The sequence below is a fragment of the Calditrichota bacterium genome (assembly GCA_013112635.1).
Taxonomy (GTDB): Bacteria; Calditrichota; Calditrichia; order Calditrichales; family J004; genus JABFGF01.
Map to the genome: position 1 here is coordinate 336,651 of JABFGF010000001.1, position 21,651 is coordinate 358,301.

Annotated in this window: 20 protein-coding genes and 2 tRNA genes; 12 read left to right on the forward strand and 10 right to left on the reverse strand. The window is 35.3% G+C overall.

Translation table 11 applies throughout. The features are described 5' to 3' along the window. Positions 1–35: 35 nt before the first annotated feature. Positions 36–860, reverse strand: a complete 825-nt coding sequence (locus HND50_01585) for a hypothetical protein (protein NOG43895.1) — start codon at positions 858–860, stop codon at positions 36–38. A gap of 262 nt (positions 861–1,122) precedes the next feature. Here HND50_01585 and HND50_01590 point away from each other — a divergent pair, with 262 nt between their 5' ends. The 3 genes from HND50_01590 to HND50_01600 all read left to right on the forward strand — a co-directional run bounded on the left by HND50_01590 (position 1,123) and on the right by HND50_01600 (position 2,897). Further along, the gene (locus HND50_01590) at positions 1,123–1,563 is read left to right on the forward strand and encodes a hypothetical protein (protein NOG43896.1); all 441 of its coding nucleotides are present in this window, start codon (positions 1,123–1,125) and stop codon (positions 1,561–1,563) included. Positions 1,564–1,579: 16 nt separating this feature from the next. Then, the gene (locus tag HND50_01595) at positions 1,580–2,005 is read left to right on the forward strand and encodes a hotdog fold thioesterase (protein ID NOG43897.1); all 426 of its coding nucleotides are present in this window, start codon (positions 1,580–1,582) and stop codon (positions 2,003–2,005) included. Between the two features lie 106 nt (positions 2,006–2,111). Next, positions 2,112–2,897 carry a GNAT family N-acetyltransferase gene (locus HND50_01600; GenBank protein ID NOG43898.1) on the forward strand — a complete coding sequence of 262 codons (786 nt, stop codon included), beginning with the start codon at positions 2,112–2,114 and terminating at the stop codon, positions 2,895–2,897. A gap of 41 nt (positions 2,898–2,938) precedes the next feature. On the opposite strand, the gene HND50_01605 is transcribed toward HND50_01600, so the two are convergent. The 3 genes from HND50_01605 to HND50_01615 form a co-directional block, all read right to left on the reverse strand. Next, positions 2,939–3,026, reverse strand: a tRNA-Ser gene (locus HND50_01605). Positions 3,027–3,116: 90 nt separating this feature from the next. Then, positions 3,117–3,196: transfer RNA gene (locus tag HND50_01610), tRNA-Ser, on the reverse strand. A 161-nt stretch (positions 3,197–3,357) separates the two neighbouring features. Continuing rightward, positions 3,358–5,457, reverse strand: coding sequence for a Zn-dependent oligopeptidase (locus HND50_01615; protein NOG43899.1), 2,100 nt, complete (start codon positions 5,455–5,457; stop codon positions 3,358–3,360). A gap of 471 nt (positions 5,458–5,928) precedes the next feature. Here HND50_01615 and HND50_01620 point away from each other — a divergent pair, with 471 nt between their 5' ends. From HND50_01620 to hutH, 3 genes are read left to right on the forward strand one after another with little or no spacing between them, the layout of a single operon-like run. Then, a complete protein-coding gene (locus HND50_01620) occupies positions 5,929–6,330 on the forward strand; it encodes a DUF3592 domain-containing protein (GenBank protein NOG43900.1) in 402 nt (133 codons plus the stop codon). A 42-nt stretch (positions 6,331–6,372) separates the two neighbouring features. After that, positions 6,373–9,330, forward strand: a complete 2,958-nt coding sequence (locus HND50_01625) for a DEAD/DEAH box helicase family protein (protein ID NOG43901.1) — start codon at positions 6,373–6,375, stop codon at positions 9,328–9,330. Between the two features lie 28 nt (positions 9,331–9,358). Then, positions 9,359–10,903, forward strand: coding sequence for a histidine ammonia-lyase (gene hutH / locus HND50_01630; protein NOG43902.1), 1,545 nt, complete (start codon positions 9,359–9,361; stop codon positions 10,901–10,903). Between the two features lie 15 nt (positions 10,904–10,918). Here the strand turns inward: hutH and HND50_01635 are convergent, their stop codons facing one another. The 6 genes from HND50_01635 to HND50_01660 form a co-directional block, all read right to left on the reverse strand. After that, positions 10,919–11,995 carry a methylated-DNA--[protein]-cysteine S-methyltransferase gene (locus HND50_01635; GenBank protein NOG43903.1) on the reverse strand — a complete coding sequence of 359 codons (1,077 nt, stop codon included), beginning with the start codon at positions 11,993–11,995 and terminating at the stop codon, positions 10,919–10,921. Positions 11,996–12,118: 123 nt separating this feature from the next. Further along, positions 12,119–14,836, reverse strand: a complete 2,718-nt coding sequence (locus tag HND50_01640; protein ID NOG43904.1) for a hypothetical protein — start codon at positions 14,834–14,836, stop codon at positions 12,119–12,121. 274 nt (positions 14,837–15,110) lie between these two features. Next, positions 15,111–15,611, reverse strand: a complete 501-nt coding sequence (locus tag HND50_01645) for a hypothetical protein (protein NOG43905.1) — start codon at positions 15,609–15,611, stop codon at positions 15,111–15,113. Beyond that, complete coding sequence (locus tag HND50_01650) at positions 15,560–16,153, reverse strand: type II toxin-antitoxin system MqsA family antitoxin (GenBank protein NOG43906.1); 594 nt, start codon at positions 16,151–16,153, stop codon at positions 15,560–15,562. The genes HND50_01645 and HND50_01650 overlap by 52 nt, the downstream gene beginning before the upstream one ends. 16 nt (positions 16,154–16,169) lie before the next feature. Beyond that, on the reverse strand, positions 16,170–16,526 hold the full coding sequence (locus HND50_01655; GenBank protein ID NOG43907.1) for a hypothetical protein: 357 nt from the start codon (positions 16,524–16,526) through the stop codon (positions 16,170–16,172). A gap of 160 nt (positions 16,527–16,686) precedes the next feature. Then, positions 16,687–17,235 (reverse strand): hypothetical protein, encoded by a 549-nt coding sequence (locus HND50_01660; GenBank protein NOG43908.1) that lies wholly within the window; start codon positions 17,233–17,235, stop codon positions 16,687–16,689. Positions 17,236–17,767: 532 nt separating this feature from the next. Between HND50_01660 and HND50_01665 the strand changes: the two genes are divergently transcribed. The 6 genes from HND50_01665 (at position 17,768) to HND50_01690 (ending at position 21,514) form a co-directional block, all read left to right on the forward strand. Then, positions 17,768–18,406, forward strand: a complete 639-nt coding sequence (locus tag HND50_01665; GenBank protein NOG43909.1) for an RpiB/LacA/LacB family sugar-phosphate isomerase — start codon at positions 17,768–17,770, stop codon at positions 18,404–18,406. Further along, a complete protein-coding gene (gene guaB / locus HND50_01670) occupies positions 18,406–19,866 on the forward strand; it encodes an IMP dehydrogenase (GenBank protein ID NOG43910.1) in 1,461 nt (486 codons plus the stop codon). Before HND50_01665 ends, guaB begins: the two co-directional genes overlap by 1 nt. Before the next feature lie 27 nt (positions 19,867–19,893). Next, positions 19,894–20,151, forward strand: a complete 258-nt coding sequence (locus HND50_01675) for a hypothetical protein (protein ID NOG43911.1) — start codon at positions 19,894–19,896, stop codon at positions 20,149–20,151. Between the two features lie 30 nt (positions 20,152–20,181). Beyond that, positions 20,182–20,346 (forward strand): hypothetical protein, encoded by a 165-nt coding sequence (locus HND50_01680; protein ID NOG43912.1) that lies wholly within the window; start codon positions 20,182–20,184, stop codon positions 20,344–20,346. Then, positions 20,330–20,737 carry a methylmalonyl-CoA epimerase gene (gene mce / locus HND50_01685; protein NOG43913.1) on the forward strand — a complete coding sequence of 136 codons (408 nt, stop codon included), beginning with the start codon at positions 20,330–20,332 and terminating at the stop codon, positions 20,735–20,737. Before HND50_01680 ends, mce begins: the two co-directional genes overlap by 17 nt. A gap of 105 nt (positions 20,738–20,842) precedes the next feature. Then, positions 20,843–21,514, forward strand: coding sequence for a GNAT family acetyltransferase (locus HND50_01690; GenBank protein ID NOG43914.1), 672 nt, complete (start codon positions 20,843–20,845; stop codon positions 21,512–21,514). Positions 21,515–21,651: the final 137 nt, after the last annotated feature.

Sequence of the window (21,651 nt, forward strand, 5' to 3'; positions counted from 1 at the left end):
AATAAAATGAGCGGAATTGATAATTTAGATGCTGTTTAGTTTTTTTCGATCTTTTCTGGAATAGGTAGGTTTTCCATCGTTTGTTTGCTTTGTTTGTCTTTCCGATAACCTTTTGGAAGCCGTGATTTGGGGTAGATAACTTCATGTGGTGCGATAATAGATTTTTCTCCAATAACTACATCACCCATAATAGTTGATTTTAGACCAAGAGTTGAACCATTTTTAATTACTACCGGCTCAATGACTAAATATCCCTTAGCTGCATAGTGGCAAATAATATGAGCTGATCCCCCGATTGTTACTTTATCACCTAACTCAATTAAGCCGGCATCTGATATATTGGTTGTATTAATGTGAACACCTTTTCCAATTTTCATTCCCATCATTTTATAGAAAAGAACATTTAAAGGTGTCGGTGTAATAAATTCTAAAAATGTATAACGCACTAAATAAATCATTGCATTATGCACATACCATGGCACACTTTGAAATGAATAGTAGGGGCCACGAAAGGGTTTTATTTTAAAAGGTAAAATCTTGTTAAAAAAAGGTGTTACAAAAACAAGGCTAATTCCATATAAAAAATAACTTATAAATAGCGCCGAGCCCATAGAACTATACTGCAAGATAGGCGCCCAACCGGATGATATATCACTAATGAACTTAAAAAAATAAATAGCCGGAGTTGCAGATATTCCAACAATTATGGCACCTAAGAAGTAAATTGGGATGAGAGACAACATAAATGTTGCAACACTAAATTTTCTTAATGCAATTTCAAAAAGTCCTTTTAAACCTTTTTCAGTTGCCCTTGTTGAGTTTACATCAACGCGTTGCTTTTTGCCGTTTTTTTCAGCCATTTGGTACTTTCATTTTTGATATTTTCATTTGGTAAAATTTTATTTGAAGCTAAATTAGTACTCAAAGTTTCTTTGGTATTGTTTGATCTCACATATTGGATAAAATAGTTTTTAGAATATGGTTTTAATTGTTATTGCCCATAAAAAAGAAGCGATTAGTTTTATTAACAATTTAAAGTTGAGTAAAATCAAATCCTCTATTTTTAATTGTTATTCGAACGAAAACACCATTTTGTTAATCTGTGGACAGGGAATAAAAAATGTGAGAAAGAATCTTTTTAATTATTTGCAGGAGAATTCAGAAAAAATAAAAAAAGTAATAAACTTTGGGATATCAGGTAAGTTGAACAAAGATTTAAAATTAGATGCAATCTATTCAATAGAATCAGTTTCTTTTTATGATGAAGTTATAATGGAAACCAGCTTAAAATTAGAAAATCAAACAAATGCAAAACGATGTGTAACATCAATTATACCGGTTTCTAATTTTGATCTTGCGGAGTCACTTTCAAAAATAGCCGATATGGTTGATATGGAATTATTTGAAATTGTCAAAATATCTAATTCTTTTAATATCCCTGTATTGAGTTTCAAACTTATTTCAGATGATGCTCATTCCCCGGTTTCTGCAAATGAAATAATAAATAAAAGTAACCAATTCTCTGATATGCTTTATGCTAGGTTTAAAAATGATTTCTTATAATTTTAGAGGTTAGAAAATGATTTGGTTTAAAAAATATGATTTAAATGAATTATCAACGATCGCAGATAGTACAATGGTTTCTCACCTTGCTATTGAGTTTGTTGAGATTGGTGACGATTACTTATCTGCAAAAATGCCTGTTGATAAACGCACAATACAACCTGCCGGAATTTTGCATGGAGGAGCCTCAGTAGCACTAGCCGAAACGATAGGAAGTGTTGCATCATCATTAACTATTAATCCTGAGAAATACTTTTGCGTTGGGCTTGAAATTAATGCCAATCATATCAAATCTGTTAAAAATGGCTTTGTAACCGGTACAGGAAAACCGATTCATTTAGGCAGAAGTACACAAATCTGGGAAATTAAAATCGTGAATGACGATGCAGCTCTTATCGCAATAAGCAGAATAACACTTGCAATTCTGGAAAAGAAATTATAAATAAAGACAAATTGTTGAGATACCTCACTTTTTTTTGCTAAAAAGTTTCTTATAAATGGTACTGGTTGTTAACTACACGGATGTGGATAATAAAGGAGCAATTATAATGGTTGAAGATAATTATTCTGAAATCAACAAATTAAAGCAAAAACAAATGCTTAAAATTGTTAGCAGTTCATTTTACAGGGAATTAGTTAAGTATGGTGTTAACCACAGTGATATAGTATCAGTCAGCACAAACCTTTTAGATTATGTTACGGAGTCAAAACACAAATCAATAGAAAAGAAGGAAAATTCTTTTGATTTTAAAGTTGAAGATATTAGAAATAACTGGACAGAAAACAGCACTATTAGTCTTAATGGCGTTAATATTAGACCTTTGGTAAAGGAAAATATTAAACAAGTTACGAAATGGCTAAAGGCAAAAGAATTATCTGGAACATTTATTGGATTTTTGCCAAAAGAAAAAAAAGAACTAGAAGATTATCTATTAAACTCCAAAGATAAATTTTTCTTTGCGACATATTATAAGAATGAAAAATTCGTGGGCATTATTGGAGCTGAAAGAATTGATGATCAATTTAAAAAATTAGAAATGAAAAAATTTATTGGTGAAAAGGAATTTAGAGGGAAAGGGATTGGGAAATTTTCAACTTTCCTGTTTCTATATTATGTATTTAATATTTTAGAATTTAATAAAGTCTTTATTCACTCGATGGATACCAATATTAAAAATATAAATCTCAACAGCCACTTTGGTTTTGATCTTGAAGGACTTCTATTTAATGAGGTTTCCGTTAATGGATTATTTCATGATGTAATCAGGATGGGATTAATAAAAAGTAATTGGCATAGATTGTTTTCATCAGCCGATGAAAATGATATTCTTTAAATTCAAGTCATAAAAAAACCTGACTGATTGCCAGGTTTCTGCGGAGAAGGTGGGATTCGAACCCACGATAGAGGAGTACCCTATACTCGCTTAGCAGGCGAGCGCCTTCAGCCACTCGGCCACTTCTCCAGAATCATACTTTAAATCTATATCCCCGATAAAATATCGGGATTTAAGAGTTTCTAAACTCATGATAAAATCGTTAAGAATCTCTAAAAGCGGAGGATGTAGGATTCGAACCCACAAGCCTTTCGGCGACGGTTTTCAAGACCGCTGCAATACCATTCTGCCAATCCTCCAAAATGCTGTCAAACTATTAATTTTTGACAGATCATAATCTAAGATACTTTTATAGTATTCGTCAATAGTAAAGTTAAAAAGTTTTACCAGTTTTTGATTAAAAAAAAGTGCTTCCGATAGTATGGTACCTAGGAAGCACTTCAAATATTAAAACGATTATTTATAAACCGGCTTCATTCTTCACTTCTTTTAATTCATCCGGCTCCAGACCAAGTGATTTATAAAATGCATTTGAGTTTGGATTTCTACCAAGAAATTCTTTTACAAGGTCAATTGCTTCTTTTTCACCACCTCTGGCTAATATCAATTCACGGTAGCGTTTACCGATTTCTGGGTTTAAAATACCATTCTCTTCAAAAACTGAGAACATGTCCTGCGCATATACTTTAGACCATAGGTAGCCATAATAACTGGATGCATAACCGGTTAAATGGCCAAAAGCAGCCTGGAAGTTTGTGCCTTCTACATAAGGAGTAAGAAGAATCTTGTTTTGAAGTTCCTTTACAACAGCAGTTGTATTGCGTGTTTCATTTGGATTGTATTTGTCATGCAAAGTCATATCTATTGTGCCATAAAAAATTTGATATAATGTTGATACTCCAGATCCAACATTTTTAGCAGAGATCATTTTATCAAATAACTCTTTTGGCAAAATTTCACCTGTTTCATGGTGTTTAGAAAACATCTGTAAAGAAGGGTAATCCCAAGTCCAGTTTTCAAAAATTTGTGAAGGTGCTTCAACAAAATCACGCGGAACATTAAATCCTGATTGGCCGGATAGTTCTGTTTTACTAAGCAATGTGTGTAGCACATGTCCAAATTCATGAAAAAATGTTTTAACCTGTGAGTGAGACATAAGAGCTGGGGAAGTATCTGTAGCTTGTGGAAAATTGCATTCTAAAGCTGCTACAGGAATCTCCGGACCATTTTTAGTCTCTCTTGAATTTATAATTGGGAAACATGCGGCATGTCCATATTTATTGTCACGGGGATATAAATCCAGATAAAAACGACCAATTACTTTTCCATCATCAAAAACTTCAAAAAGGCGAACATCTTGATGCCAAACCGAAGGATCTTTTACTTCTTTATAAGTAATGCCAAATAGCGATTGTGTGATACTAAACAATCCATCCATAACATTATTTATTTCGAAATATTCTTTTACTTTTTCAGAATCAACTTTATATTTTTCGCGTTTTAAAATGTTACTGTAATACCCATATTCCCAACCATTTACAACACTGGCTGTATCGTTACCGGTAATTTGTCTTTTTACTTGAAGTACTTCATCATAATCAATTTTTCCTTTTTCCTGAACTTTTTCAATAAGCCCATTTTCAAATTCCCAAACTGTTTTAGGGTTTTGTGCCATTCGGTTTGCCAATTGATATTCAGAAAAGGTATTATATCCAAGGTGTTCAACCATTTCTTTTCGATTTAGAATTAACTTTTCTAAAACAACAAGGTTTTTATCACTTGCCCGGTTGTTATACTTCATGTATAGTTTTTTGCGTGCTTCATCAGATTCCGATAGTCTCATAAAAGGGCGATAAGATGGATAGGATAAATCAATTTTATATGTACCATCTTCCAAACGTCGCGCATCTTTGTAAGCCTCATCAAGGCCTTTAACGTCATCTTCTGTAACAATCAAATCATCTTTATAGTCTGAAATATTTTTTCCGAATTCATTTGATAACAAAGCAATCCGATCATTGATTTCTTTTAATTTATCCCGGCCTTCTTTGGATAGAGCAAATCCGTTTCTTTTAAAATCATCAATGGTTTCCCTAAGAAACTTTTCCTGAGATCCACTTAAAGATTTTCCTTCTTCAGTTTGAGAGTATTCTATAAATGAGTTGTATAAATTTTCATTTAAGTTTAATTCGTTATCAAATTTACCAAAATCTATAACTGCTTCATTTGCAGCTTTTCGGGTGTCATCATCAGGGTGAGAAACATTCATCAGGTATAAAATTCCATACACTTTACCAAAATCACTATATGCAGCATCAAAAGCCCGGACAGTATTTTCAAAAGTTCTGTCATCCGCAGGAATATTATAAATTTTTTCCAGTTTTTTATTTAATTCATCCATTGTTGGTTGTTTAACATCATTAATAAACTGTGCATCAATTTTGTCAAACTGGATTTGTTCATTAAAACCCGGAAGTACTTTTTCAAATGGGTTTGCATGAAGTGAAATGAAGCTGCAAAAGAAAAATATAAGCAGTATGAAAAGACGTTGAGAAATCATAGTAAATTCCTTCCTTGTTTAATAAAAGTGTGTATTGTTTTTCAGGATAGATTTTTGTAACCATTTATAGACGAAAAGTAATTTTTTTTGTTTCAGTTATTTGTGGAAATTCACTTAAGAAGTTAAAACAATTCAGCCTTATCTCTTTTTATAAGCACAATTAAAAAGTTAGTGCCAAAGTTACTTAAAATAATTTATTCTTTTTTATTTTTTTGTAGAATAGTATTAAATTACAAGAATATTTTTTATTAAGTTTGCCGAATTGATTCCCTGATACATGGGTAAAAAGAATAAATTAAAAGTTTTAAATATTTAACGCTAAAGGTTTTTATGTTGCTTGCCATTGCTTTTTCATTAATTATAATTGGTACCATACTTCTCAGTATATTTGTCATTAAAAAAAGAATTTTTATTAGGCTAAACCTGGCAGCAATCATATTAAATTTTTTCTTGTTTACAGCAGGATTATATATGATTCACAACTCAACAGAGGATTTTAAAAGATATAATGAAATGACTAAATGGTCCACAATTAATGGTGTTATTCTGGATGGCAAGGTTGTGGGCGAAAGAGCAAAAAGACCTGAGTTGGCATATAATTATCATGTAGATGGAGTTACCTATACCGGATATTCAGATTTGGCGACACCTTCATTTGGAGGAAAAAATTACAGGGACCAATCATCGAGAGCAGTCGTCAGTAAATACGAGAAAGGGGATAGTATCCATGTATTTTATAATCCACAAAATCCAGAACAATCAGTATTAAAAATTTTACCAAAATGGAGTTCATATTTACAATATGGATTAGGAATTATCTTTTTAGTACTGGCCTTTACCTTATTGTTTAGTGGTCTTCTTGAACGAAAATAATTTTATGAAAATTATAATTAGCATAAATAGAAAAAGGTATTAATGGAATTAAGATCAGAATTATTGAAACATCTTGGGCTTTCTACATTTGTTGTTGTGGATTTGGAAACAACAGGATTAAATCCGGATGAAGACAAAATTATTGAAATAGGTGCTATAAAATTTGTTGATGGCGTGGAAACAGAAACATTTGAAACTTTGGTTAATCCGGGAATACCAATTCCCGATTTTATAACCCGGTTGACTGGTATAAAAGATGAAGATGTTAAAGACGCACCAGCTATTGATGAGGTTTTTCCAAAACTGGATGCACTAATGCATGATGTTCCTTTTATTGGCCATCAGGTAAATTTTGACGCCTCTTTTATTGAGTATGTTTACCGAGAGCAGAATGATGATTTTGAAAACTGGGAAAACAAAGCTCAGCGCTTTAAATATTTTGGCAGGGTTCGATTTGATACGCTTTTTCTTTCACGGATTTTGTTACCATTTTTACCAAAAATGAAACTTGGTGTGGTGGCCCAATTTTTTGGCCATGACATTGAAAATGCACATAGGGCAATAGAAGATGCTCGTGCAACCGGTCATATTTTTCTTGAACTACTCGACAGAGCTTTGGCACTAGACAATATCATTATTTCTGAAATTATCCAACTGCTGTTTGCAAATTCAAAACGGGCAAAATCCTTTTTTGTACCATTATTGAAGTTTAAAACTGAAAACAATATTTCTGTACCGGCTCTTTCGATAATTGATGATATTAAGAACGCCCAGAACTTTTATAACATAATTGGTGAGAAAGAATACCATTTTGAAAGCCAGGAAGAAGATGATTTCCATGAAGTCGAAAACGAATCAATAAAGGCTTTGTTTGAGCAAGAAGGCAGTTTATCCGCGATAATTGAGAACTATGAGCTTCGTCGTGAACAATTAACCATGGCAGAAGATATTACCGCTTCAATTAATAATAATAGTTTTGTGGTTTCTGAGGCTGGAACCGGAACGGGTAAATCCATGGCTTACCTGGCGCCGGCAATTAGCTGGGCAATAAATAATCGTGCAGCAAATGAACGGGTTGTTGTTTCTACCAATACAAAAAATTTACAGGAACAGTTGTTTTTTAAAGATTTACCCACACTTTTCCAGGCACGAAAAGGGGATTTTAAAGCTGTCTTGTTAAAAGGCCGCTCCAATTATCTTTGTATTGATAAATGGAAAACCATAATGACAGATATGAACCAGCGTCTTTCGCAAGATGAACGGGCAAGGATATTACCACTGGTTTTATGGGCGCGTCAAACAAGAACAGGTGACATATCCGAGAATGCAGCATTTCAATTGGAAACAAACCGTGGATTATGGCAAAAGTTTATTGCTGAACCTTCCTATTGTCCTGGAAAAGCCTGTAAATTTTTTAATGATTGCCACCTGATGAAGGCTCGCGATCATGCCCGCAAGGCCGATTTAATCGTAGTTAACCATGCGCTGCTTTTTTCTGACTTGGCTTCGGATAATTCTATTTTGGGAGAGTTTAGTAACCTGGTTGTGGACGAAGCGCATAATATAGAAAAAACTGCTGCCAGCCATTTAGGTGTTCGTGTCAGTTACTGGACCTTCCGCAATATTTATCATCGCTTGTATGAAGAAGATCCGCGCAAAACCGGCACAATCCTTCAGCTTGAATTTCGCATGGCGAAAGGTAGCCGTTTAAACCAAAAAGAGACGAGCGAACTTTTCAGGCATACAAGCAAAATCAAGAAAAACAGCTCTATTTTAAAATTGAATGTACAGCAATTTTATAATGATTTTAATGCCTTTATGAAACAGCAGATGAGTAAAAATGCCGGGAAAAATACGGATTCACAAAAAATACGTTATCACAAAAGTTTTAAGTTTTTTAGGGAGAATGAAGAAAACATCCTTGAGATTAGAAAAAATTTAACAACCCTTGCACGCCAATTGAATGAAATAAATGAGCTGTTTTACGATATCCCAAAAGATCGATTTGAATTCCAGGATCAGATTCACAGGGAACTTCTTGCGCTGGAACAAGACATTGTTATGTTGAATGAATCATTTAATTTCTGTATAAAAGCAGAAGAAAAAAAATATGTCTACTGGCTCGAAGTACCGTTTAGCGATCGCAATATTGATGTGCTGATGAATGCTGTTCCGCTTGAAATTGCGAAATTGCTAAAAAATAATTTGTTTGATAAGCTGCGATCGGCAGTTTTTACATCGGCAACCTTATCGGTTAATAATCGCTTCAATTATTTTAATAAACGTATCGGATTGGATTTGCTGGAAGAAACGGAAGTTGTCTCAAATATGCATGGATCGCCTTTTGATTTTGAGAACCAGATTTTTCTGGGTGTGACAGATTTTATGCCTGATCCGCGCAACGAGGATTTTACTGAGCAACTCATTAACCTGATCCAGGATATTCACCAATCTGAAAAAAAAGGTACGATGGTGCTTTTTACCAGCTATTCAATGCTGAATTATGTTTATAATATTTTGAAACCTCATATGGATGCTGAGCGGATTTTGCTTTTAGCGCAAGGTAAAAGTGGCAGTCGGACAAATATTATCAACCAATTTAAAGAAAATAAAGATTCAATTTTGTTGGGCACGGATAGTTTTTGGGAAGGTGTTGATGTGCCCGGTGATGCACTGCAAATTCTTATTATTCCAAAGCTTCCTTTTGATGTGCCGACCGAACCACTGATCGCTGCGCGCATGGAGGAAATAAAAGAAAAGGGCGGTAATCCGTTTTTTGATTATTCTGTTCCTGAAGCAATAATTAAATTTCGCCAGGGGTTTGGACGGCTAATTCGCAGTAAAAGTGATTATGGCGCGGTGATTTGTTGTGATAACCGCCTGAGCCGCATGAAATACGGTCAACAATTTTTAAACAGTCTACCTGTAAAATCCAATATTTATTTCGATAAAGATGAAATGATAAATGAAATGAACATTTGGTTTAAAGAGAAAGAATAGTTTTAATACCGAAAGGAAGTGAATGTCAATAAAAACTTTTATCATCGATGAACAAGATTTAAGCTTAGAACAATTAGCTGATTTCTTAAAAGATAAACCCAAAGTAGCAATTTCAGAGTCCGTCAAAGGTAAAATCAGAAAAGGGCACTCAGTAATCCAGAATATTGTAAAATCCGGAGAAGTGGTTTACGGTGTAAATACAGGATTTGGAAAGTTTGCGGATGTGCGCATTGAACCCGATAAAACAAAAGAGCTTCAGCGCAAACTTGTCCTTAGCCACGCTGCAGGAATTGGAGACCCATTTGAGGAAGATATTGTTCGTTTGATGATGGTTTTGAAAATAAAAAACCTTTCCCAGGGATATAGCGGTGTACGGATTGAAGTTGTTGAACAGCTTGTAAATATGCTGAACAATGACATAATTCCAATAATCCCGGCAAAAGGTTCGGTTGGAGCTAGCGGTGATTTAGCACCTTTGGCGCATATGGCTTTAACCATGATTGGAGAAGGGCATTCGTTTGTAAAAGAAAAAGATGTTTTAGTAAAAATGACCTCTAAAGAGGCGCTAAAAATGGCAGGATTAAAACCACTGCACCTCATGGAAAAAGAAGGCCTGGCTATTTTAAACGGTACGCAAGCAATTCAGGCAAATGGGGTTTTGGCATTAATCTCTATGAAAAATCTCGTCAAATCCGCGGATATAATTGGTGCTATCAGCCTTGAGTGCCTGCATGGTACACTAACAGCATTTGACGAACGAATCCACAAGATTAGACGGCACCCCGGACAAGTGCAGGTTGCAGAAAATTTTAGAAATATCTTACAAGGAAGCCCGATTGTCGCCTCGCACAAACATTCTGATCATCGCGTTCAGGATGCGTATTGCCTGCGTTGCATTCCACAGGTTCATGGTTCTGTTAGGGATGGTCTGAAGCATGTGCAATCTGTTTTTGAAAGGGAGATAAATGGTGTGACTGATAATCCTTTGGTTTTCCCTGATAATGGGGATGTTCTTTCCGGTGGGAATTTTCATGGTGAACCTGTTGCATTAGCTGCAGATTATCTGGCTATAATTGCAGCGGAATTGGCCAATATTTCTGAGCGGCGTATTGAGCATATGATGGACTCTTCTTTAAGCGAGTTGGCTGGATTTCTTACCACCGAAGGTGGATTAAATTCCGGATTTATGATTGCACATGTGACGGCAGCCGCACTTGTATCAGAAAATAAAGTTTTGGCGCACCCCGCCAGTGTTGATTCAATTCCTACATCGGCTAATAAAGAAGATCATGTTAGTATGGGCACACATGCGGCGCGAAAGGCTTTGGAGGTTATAAAAAATGCTGTATATGTTTTGGCTGTTGAACTGATTTGTGGTTGTCAGGCATTGGATTTGAGAAAACCTGTCTCTCCATCCAAAGTTACTAAAGCTGTGCTTGATAAAGTTAGATCCAAAATAGACTATTGGGAAGAAGACAGGTTGATGAATACGGATATTGAAGAAGCTTACACCTTGATCAACAACAAATCAATTGTTGAAGTGGTAGAAAAGAAAACGGATAATTTACATTAACCCAAATTGGTTTTATTACAATAACAGCTCTTTTTGAATTGGTTTACCAGAGTGTTGTTTTTCATGTTCAAGCAGCCATTTTTTCTTTGCTAAACCAGCTGCATATCCTGTTAGTTGCCCATTTGATCCAATTACACGATGACAGGGAATGATTATCGCAATCCTGTTTTGTCCATTGGCCGCAGCTACTGCACGTACAGCTTTCGGCTTATTAAGTTTATTGGACTGATTTTGATAGGACCATGTTTCACCATACGGTATTTCCTGAAGAACTTCCCAGACAGTTTGTTGAAAAGGCGTACCCGGAGTACAAAGGGGGACTGTAAACTCTTTTCTATTTCCATCAAAATATTCTTCCAGCTCAGTTTGAACCTGATCTAAAATTTTATTTGATCCGGGTAAAATAACAGCATCCATTGTTTTGCTTAAATCCTGAAATTCTTGTTCTAACATTTTTCGGTCAGAGAACTCCAGCAGATACAATTTGTCTTCAGTTGCACAGGCAAACATCATTCCCAGTTTTGTGCTAAAGCGGACAATATTTATTACCTTTTTATCTTTCGAGTTACTGGGTGATTTTTCAAATATATTTTTAAACTCTTCATTGAATCCGCTTAACGATTGATAGCCTGACTCAAATGCCGTTTCTGTAACAGACTCTCCGTTTTTTATTTGATTGAATGCTTTACTAAGCCTAAGCATGCGCTGGTAAGATTGGAAGGTCATATTATGATGTTCTTTAAACCATCTTCGTAATCTGCTTGGCGAAATCCCTCTTTTTTGCAAATCTGAATCTTTGATCTTTAAGTTGGGATTTTCTTGTAGCTCAGACATAATTTCTTTTATAAAATCCGGTGATTCTCCTTCCAAAGCCATTGGCTTACAAATTTTACATGGCCTGTATCCGTTTTGAATGGCTTGTTGAGATGTGTCATAAAAAACTACATTTTCAGCTTTTGGCTTTTTTGCCCTACAAGATGGGCGACAGAATATACCTGTTGTTTTAACTGCCGTAATAAACAAACCCTCGTAGAGAGATTCCTTATTGCCAATAGCATCATATTTTTCCTGAAAACTAAGACTCACATTCATCTTAACTATTCCTTTGATTCAGTATTACTTCGATTGATTTTATAATCGATGAAAAATAATACTTACTACAATTGCAACGCTACCGAAAAATTAACATGTAAATTTTTAAAACTGAATAAAGCCTTACCACTCATTCACTGCATCTGCTCCCATTCCCGGGCCTAAATAAATCGCGTTTAATAAAAGACGCGCCGTTCCATAAAAATAAGATCGGTAGATAGGCTCATTGGCGAACATAATTATCTGGCCATTGCCCATCGATTCTTGTGTAAGGTAAGCTGTATTTGCCCAGCGTTCTCTAGCTTGTGGCCATAATAATCCCGATTGACGAAGGTCTGCAGCATCGGAAAATCTACCCGCGGTTTTTACAGGCTTTTTCGAAAGAAATGCATTACGGCTTTGTACGAGGGCAGAAACTGAACTGCCTAAACCAAAGTTCAACCAATGTTCCTCATTCAGGTTTACTTTAAGGATTGCACCTTTGGGATAATAAAGTCGGGCGCGTTTATCCTGTTTTTTTATAGTCTTAAAGTCTGCTTTTTCTTCTTTCTTGGCATCTTTTTTCTTTGGAATAATTCCATCCCAAATGGCTTTCTCGTCAATTTTAGTTTGCCAAAGTGATTCATCTTCCAAAGCTTCTGCATATTCTGACAATTTTTTAAGGCTTTGTCTTTTCAATTTGGCCTGGCTAAATCCTGAGCTTGAATCAGCTAAAAACGCCGATGCACTCCCGATTGATATTAAGGTTCCACCGCCTTTAACCCATGTTTTCAATTTTGTTAAAACATGTTTTGGCAAAATATCTGAATAGCCCCACCAGGATGAAGGCAATAAAAGTACATTGTATTTTCGTAAATCGGTTGAACCAAGCCATTCATAATTTAAGATAGTTATTCGCTGGCCGTATTCATTGTCCAGCAGATTCCAGATTGTACCCTTGCTGTAAATATTTATCTTTGTACCTGTAAGGAGCGCAATTTTTGGTTCTTCCAGCAAAGCAAAATAACCGCCACCAAGATCGTTTCCTTTTTGAGAATGAGATGTCGATAGTCCTATAATGTTTAGCCCGGTCGCTGTTACTATGTTTTCCAGTTGAGTTTTTATATCAGAAGGGTTTTCGTTCACTCTCAAAAGAAGAGTACCACGGTCATAATTTTTGCCCTCAATTGAAAAAGGTTCTATTGCTGACCTGACTTTTAGTTTGGCATCAAACATCATCTGCAAGGCTTTGATACTGTTATCATCGCTAAATTCGCAAATGTAGGCCACAGCATTATTGGTAGATGTAAGCTTGCCGGTATTTTTTTTGCCTTGATAAGGCTCAGTTTTAATGCTTTCTGATGTGTTAGAAAAATATGCATCAACACCGTAAGCCATTAGCATAGACCAGCCTGTCACATCATACATTATTCCGTAACCTTGTTTTTCAATCTTTTCCTGCTCTTTGGCCAAAACTTCTTTTTTTATTCTTGGATCAAACTCAAAGATACTATGAATGTATGTCCCGAGTGGCTGGTTTAAAGGAATTACGATTGTACCTTTTGGAAATTTCTGGCTTTTGGTCTTTCCACTATAATCTTTTACTTCGCTGGAGAAACTCGTTTTTGAAACACTGACTTCAATTCCTTGCAGCTGAAGTTTTTCAATCAGTTTTGAAACACGGCCTACGTTTTCGCTTGGTTTTATATAATAAGCGCCATTTAAATTTGATGCTTTTTTCCTAAAAGAAAAATAATGATTCAAAAGATCATTTTTATTATTGGCTGCTGTCGCCAGATTTGAAACTGAGCTTGTAAATTGCTGTTTTACGGCCTTGTGATATGTAAGGTTTGTACCATCGTGTCTCTTGATTACAGTTCCGTCAGTGTGGGCTTGCTCATATAAAATAGCAATTGCACCTTGATAATTTGGAGCCGCGCTTCCATAGCCGACATAAAGATCATCATACCACTCACCGGAGTAATAGCTAAAATTGTTTTCATCGAAAGCATTCCGTTGGTCATCAGCAAATATATCCCACCATTTTCTTACAGATTCGGGAATATTATTATTAATCGGTTCACGTGGCGGGTTAAACAAAAAAGTGGATTGAGAGCCCATTTCATGCGCGTCTACAACTAATTGGGGATGCCATTCAAGCTGTGTTTTTACACGTGCCTGGCTTTCCGGTTGCGAAAGAATAAACCAATCGCGGTTAAGATCGAACAGGTAATGATTTACACGACCGCTTGGCCACAGGCCGGAGTTTTGGATTTTCTGTCCATCAGAATTAATGACTTTACCGCTCATTTGCTGAACCTGGTGTAAATACCTTTCTCGCCCATCAGGGTTTTCCATGGGATCGATTCCAACAATAAGGTTGTTTAAAATGTTCATTGTCTTTTCATCTGTGCCCGCTGCAAGTTGATAGGCCAATTGAAGTGAAGCATCGGTTCCGGAAATTTCATTGCCATGAATGGAATACATCATCCAGGCCACAGCAGGAGAGGACTCGACGATTTGTTTGGGATTTGATAGTGATCTTGGATCAGAAAGTTTATTAATATTGGATTTTATTTTATCCAGATTTTTGATATTCTCTTCTGAGCTGATTACCAGGTAACTTAAAGTTCTGCCTTCATGGGTTTCACCTTGCACAAAAAATTGTACCCGTGGCGATTTTTCAGCCAAAACCTTAATATAGCCCAATGCTTCATGATATCTTGCTGGTTGTTCGCCGATATTGAAGCCAAGAACGCTCTCAGGTGTCGGGATATCTTGCAGGTAAGTACCATTTGGGAAATAGTTGTTTTGAGCAAAAACAATTGAGACAGTAACAAAAAGAGAAAAAATAAACTTCATCAGATCCTCCAAAAGTGGAAATTGTTTTAAACGGAGATTTAGTTAGGTGTTGGCGAAACTTGGAACACCTATTATAAAAAAAATATTTCAAACTTGATAGGGGATAAAACTAAAAGTGTTTAGAGAAGAAAGCATGGGGGGTGTAAATGTTAAAATTAATGGCTCTTGCTTTTTTATTAGAGAAACAGAAGAATAGGTATGTATAAAACCTTATAATAACCGCCTATTGAATATAGGCGGCCGGAGGTAAATACTTTGAAGTAAATAAATAATTTTAGTTTTTAGTTTCTTGTATTTTTTTGGGTTTATTCACTTTTTTTAAGCTCTTAGTAACTTTCTTTTCAGGAGGATAAACCTTAAATGTTGGCAATATCAATGGAGGTAATCCTAATTGAAATGTAGCTGTTCTCACTTGTTCTCTTAAAATGGAAACCATTGACATAATTCCATTTCTGAATTTATATAGTTCTAATATTTCTTTGGAAACATATTCTGAATCATATTTAATAACAAACTTTAAGTGGATTTCTATTACTAAGAATGGAGTAGTCTCACCATTCACAATTCCCGAAAGTTCAAAAAAAGCATCAAAAATTGCTGAAGAATTATCCTCTTTCCTGGGACCATCAATTCTTAAACCTGGGCTAATAGTGTATTCTTTTCCTTGCTCTGGCTCATTTTTTAGATCCCAAAGCATTTTAGGAAAAGTGATCGAACTAATTTCTAAGCTGCTAATAAATGATCCGTAGAGTTTTTCTTTGGATGTTGTTGCCATTGATTTTTCTTCCTGGGACTTTGCTTAGTTTTTAATGGTTGTTGTGATTCAAATTTTTCTCTTTTTTCTGAATAAACACCAAAATCCCATTCTCTTATTATAGATTGAAATTTTTGTTTATCAAAATATGGATTAGAGCTCATTAAAGATACTACAATTTCAGGATCGTTCATTAATAGAACTAATAGTTTCACCGTAGAAGGGTCAGGTATTGCTCCTTTTATATATCTCTGCAATGTCTTATTAGCAATCCCTGTTAGTTCCTCAAAATCACGAAAGCCCAAATTATATTGCTTCTTAAAATTAATAATGTCTGTTGGTGAAGGAATATTTTTCTTTTCTCTATAAATTTGACGGGCTTCATTTATTAGCTCATCTTCACTCTTAAAGCTGGTAATACTTTCTTTACATGAGTCACACTGAATTGAATTATTAGATATTACTTCAATTTTCTCATTCCTTATCTTTATTATTTCCTTTTTTCCAATCTCCTTTGTTAAATCCTCGGATCCACAAAGTGGACACCCAGTTAATTCTCTCATAAGCCATCCCTTTCTTTTAAAACATCCCTACTTCATGGAAAGACAAACAAATAGTTCTTTCTCTACGAAGATTAACATCTTCCGGAACTTTTAGTTTTATAAAAATTAAAATACTTTCCCATGGGTATTTAAATTTGCAAACTGCGCCTGGTAGGTTTCTATTCTGATCATCTTCTTTTTCGGGCCCCTGATAGCAATGATCAACTGTTAATTGATTGCGAAGAATATCAACAATCTCTTCTAATGATAAAGGATAGTTCTCTCTGAATTCCCGATTTTTTCCAGTACGTTTAATTAAAGGATCGTTGCCGCAACAGGCTCGGTATTCATCAAGAAACTTCTGGACTGTGTCCATATCATCCGGCACAGCCATTTAATTCCCTTTAATTTTATTAATTGTAGTTATATGACTACAAAATATAGTCGTACCTACGGACCAAAACAACAGTTTGTTCATGTTTTTTTTGTTTTTTTGTTAAAAAATTGATCGTTTATTTTATTTGGCGTATTAACAGACACCACTTATTTTAAATTTAATCTTTTAAATATTTTGAAAAGAGCTTTTCACTTTTTTCTTCTAATATTGCATTAACAAGAACAGATTCGTTATTTAGCATTGATTCTATGGTGAAAAATAATTCTTTTGTGTTTTCAGAACCGTCATCACTTATTACTTTTATGAAATCTTTTGAATAATCGTTATAGTACTCCATATTTTCTTGATAAATTTCCAACTTTTTTAATTCATTCTTCATTTCAATTAAACTTGATTTCTTCAATAGTTTTTTTTGATTTAAAATTACAGGTGTAATTTGCTTAAAAAATATTATTTCGCTTTCTTCTGTATTAATCGCACCCTGCATCTTGCCAATAATTCCACTATATGTTTCCATTCTTTCGTTATGCTTTTTTAATTTTTGTTCATATGTTTTATATAATAATTCCCTGGCTTTAATTTCTGCGTTATATTTCATCTCTGTTTTTTTAGATTTGTAAGCAAAAAAGGCTGCAATGAGCCCACCCAATAAACCAAAGATACCAGAATACAATATAGGTAAACTTTTAAGAAATTCATTCATCATTTACTCACTTTCTTTAATGGTATGATACTAAGTAGTTTCACGATGCATTGTAATATTCATATCATAGACTACGGATTTTGTTCACTTTAGGTACTTTATATTCACCTTTGTAATGATAAATAAAATATACATCTCCAGTCCACCTGTCTAGTTTGTATGCATCACCATCAGATACAACAATTGTAAAACGAAACATTTGGGCAAATATTAACATACAAATCAGAATTAGTAGGCTAATTACTATTTCTTTAATTTTCATTTTATACCCTCTTATTTTTTATTTTAAACAGTTTGTAAAGGCTGCAAAATAACTGAAAATAAAAAAGCTATTTTAGATGAAGTCAAAAGTCAACAATAAGGTCAAGGTGTTTTTAACGGTTTAAATATAGTAGTTTTTAAAAGGAAACTCAATGGATATTTATAGTAATATTTTTTTTGGTTCATTTGCGAATTATTCTTTCTTGAACTGAAAATCCAATCTGGTTAAATTGCCTAAATTTTATTATCACAATCCATAGTTGAAGGTAACCCTTTGAAAAAACTAATCCGTGAAGAAGAAGTACGTGAAGCAGCAAAAACCGGTAAATCAATTCATGTTGATTCGAATACTGTATTTACGCCCAGTGCAAAAGATATGGCCAAAGAACTTAGTGTAACCATTGTGGATGAAAACGATACCGCTTCAACAGTCTCCCAAAAGGTTCAACAAAAGTGGCCGTTCCACAAAATTGCCATTGCTTCAGATCATGGTGGGTTTTACATGAAAGAAGAATTAAAAACTTTTTTGCGGGATAAAGATTTTATGATCATTGATCTTGGACCGGCCAATGCAAATGCCTGTGATTATCCTGATTACGCCATAAAAACAGCGGAAATGGTTTCTGAGGGCAAAGCGGATGTTGGCATTATGATTGACTCCGTTGGGATTGGATCAGCCATGGCCGCCAATCGTGTGCCGGGAATACTGGCGGCAAAATGCAACAATGTAACCGAAGCTAAAAGCGCCCGAGAACATAATTATGCAAATCTGCTCACTTTGGGCAGCAAAATAATCGGTAGTACCGCTGCAAACGATATTGTTCTTGCTTTCCTAAATACTAAAGGCGGGGCAGAACGGCACCAGGCTCGAATAGCCAAAATTTTAAATTACAAAGCAAAAGGAAGTAAATAGTGAAAGACAAAATTATCCCCGAAGCGTTAACTTTTGATGATGTAATGCTTCTTCCTGCACGATCAAATGTTTTGCCGCGTGATGTGCAAACCAATACCAGGTTGACCAAAAACATCAGCTTGAATATTCCGATTGTATCAGCGGCGATGGATACGGTTACCGAACAAAACCTGGCAATTGCCATGGCGCGCGAAGGTGGAATCGGAATTATCCATAAAAATATGTCCATAGAAAAACAGGCAGAGCAAGTTGACCGCGTAAAAAGATCTGAGAGCGGGATGATTCAGAAACCGGTTACCCTTGGCCCGGATAACACTTTGCTGGATGCGATTGAGTTGATGCGCAAATATCATATTTCCGGAATCCCAATTACGCAGGACAAAAAACTTCTTGGAATTTTGACCAATCGCGATATTCGCTTTGAAACCGATTTTAGTTTGCCATTGCACACACGAATGACCAAAGATAATCTTGTTACTGCAAAATACGGTACTTCCCTTGAAGAAGCAGAAATAATTTTGCAAAAAAACAGAATTGAAAAACTGCTGATTGTGGATGATGCGGGTGCTTTGAAAGGCTTGATCACGGTTAAGGATATTCAAAAGAAAAAAATGTTTCCCCATGCCTGTAAAGATGAGCATGGCCGTTTGCGGGTTGGCGCTGCCATCGGTGTAGGTGAAGATGGTATGAAACGAGCCGCGGCGCTGATTGAAGCACATGTTGATGTAATTGTGATTGACACTGCCCACGGTCATTCCGAAGGTGTTTTGGATACGGTTAAAAAATTTAAAAAACAATATCCGGAAACAGAAGTTATAGCGGGAAATATTGCAACTTATCAAGCTGCTAAAGATTTAATCACGGCTGGTGTTGATGCAATAAAAGTTGGTATTGGGCCTGGTTCCATTTGTACAACGCGTGTTGTAACCGGTGTTGGCGTCCCGCAAATTTGGGCCATAATGGAAACTGTTCGAGCAGCAGCTGAACATAATATCCCGATTATTGCAGATGGTGGGATTAAGTATTCCGGCGATATTGCCAAAGCATTGACCGCCGGAGCCAGCAGCGTGATGATTGGTGGATTATTTGCCGGAACCGATGAAAGCCCCGGTGAAGTAATTTTGCTTGATGGACGAAGCTACAAATCGGTTCGTGGAATGGGGTCGATTGGCGCTATGGCAGAGGGCAGTAAAGACCGTTATTTCCAGGAAGGTTTAGCGGTGGATAAACTGGTACCTGAAGGCATTGAAGGACGTGTGCCATATCGCGGACCGTTAAGCAGCTCGGTTTTCCAGATGGTTGGCGGCTTACGATCGGCGATGGGCTATACAGGATGTAAGACTATTTCTGAACTAAGTAAGAAAGCACAATTTGTAAAAATTAGTCCGGCCGGTTTGCAGGAAAGCCATCCACATGATGTGATAATTACAAAAGAGTCACCAAACTACAGCATGAGATAATTTTAGAAAATTCTAAAAAGGGACATAATGGAAATTGTTTTAATAGTTTATGGTATTATTGTTGTATCTGGTGGGTTCGTGGCATATTCAAAAAACGACTACTTTTCTCGTGGATTTTTTATTTGTTTGTTAACAGGTGTTTTTGGCTTAGCTGTTTTAGTTAAATCCAAGCCAAGTTTAGCAAAAGATGATAATGAATATGATAAACATTATTGGCCTGGAAATTCCCATTATGCATTGCTTGCAACAGCGATCACATTTTTAATTGTTTTGTTTACTTATTGATCAAGTGGTTTAGTTTTTAAAAAGAGTACCATGAGTAATTTAAAAAAAGAAAAAATAGTCTTGATAAATAGAGTTTCATGGGAAGAATTTTTAAGAAGATCGACCTCTTTTGGAAAATTTTTCAACTGGGATCGTGATCTTTCTCTTCCACAAAAACGAGAACTTTATGAGAGGGGTAATGCTAAAAAAAATTGACCACATTGGAATTGCTGTAAAAGATTTGAATGAAATTCAAGAAACATTGTTAGAAGGATTTGACCTTTCACCGGAATTTTCTGAGCATGTAAAAGATCAAATGGTCGATGTGTTGGGATTTCATGTTGGTGAATCTACAATTGAATATTTATCACCGACTTCAGCCGAGTCACCAATCGCGAAATTTATTGAGAAAAAAGGCAGTGGCTTACATCATATTGCTTACCGTGTGGATAACCTGCAAAGAACCCTGGATCACTTGAAAAACAAGGGTTTCAGATTAATTGATGAAAGTCCGCGGGATGGGGCAGAAGGAAAACGTATTGCGTTTGTTCATCCTAAAAGCAGCAATGGAATCCTTATTGAGTTGTGCGAAGAAGAAAAGAAATAATAAAATATGCTTCCTTCCTTTTCAAAATTTGTTTTAAACCTAAAATCACTCATTTTATTACCGATAAATTCTGTGATAAGAAAACTAAACCCACGGAGTTTGAAAATGGAATTTAAAACTTTAAAACTGACAAAAGAAAAATTTGGTTACCCTGCGCTTTATCATTCAATAAAATACAGCTGTATTAACAAACTCCATTTTTATAAAGAGCTGCAAGGTATGACAGTTACAATGGACTCATTAGATCCAAAATATCTTGAAGGCAATGAAAAATACACCTATCGTTTTCTTACAAATGAAGAATTAAAAGAATACTCAAAAGACGAGAACAATTTTATATCCCCTGAATTTCTGGAACATGCAATTGAAAAAGGAGATTATTGCTACGCCGTATTAGATGGGGATGTTTTAGCAAGCTATGGTTGGTATTCAGCGAAACCAACTGAGATAAATGAAGAGCTGTCCCTCCATTTTGATGATAGTTGGATTTACATGTTTAAAGGATATACCTCTTTAGATTATCGCGGACAAAGGCTTCATGCAATTGGAATGGCCCGGTCTTTAAAAGCTTTTGCGGAGAAGGGTTTTAAGGGTATTATTTCATATGTTGAAACAAATAATTATGCCTCGTTACGATCTTGCGAGAGAATGGGATATAAAAACTTTGGTAAAGTCTGTATCAAAAAAACAAGAAGGGGCTTTAGAATTAATCCTGAAGAATCCTGTGCAGAATACAGCTTTACTGTAAAAGCGAAACACCCTTTCCATCATAATTAAAATTTTAGTTTCAATCTTTCTTTTAACTATTTTCGACCCTCTGTTCTAAATTTTCCGGACAGAGGGTTTTTATATTTAATCAATCCTCTTGTAAGCCATCATTTTCCTCAATAATTTATGGATCGTTTATTTAAAAA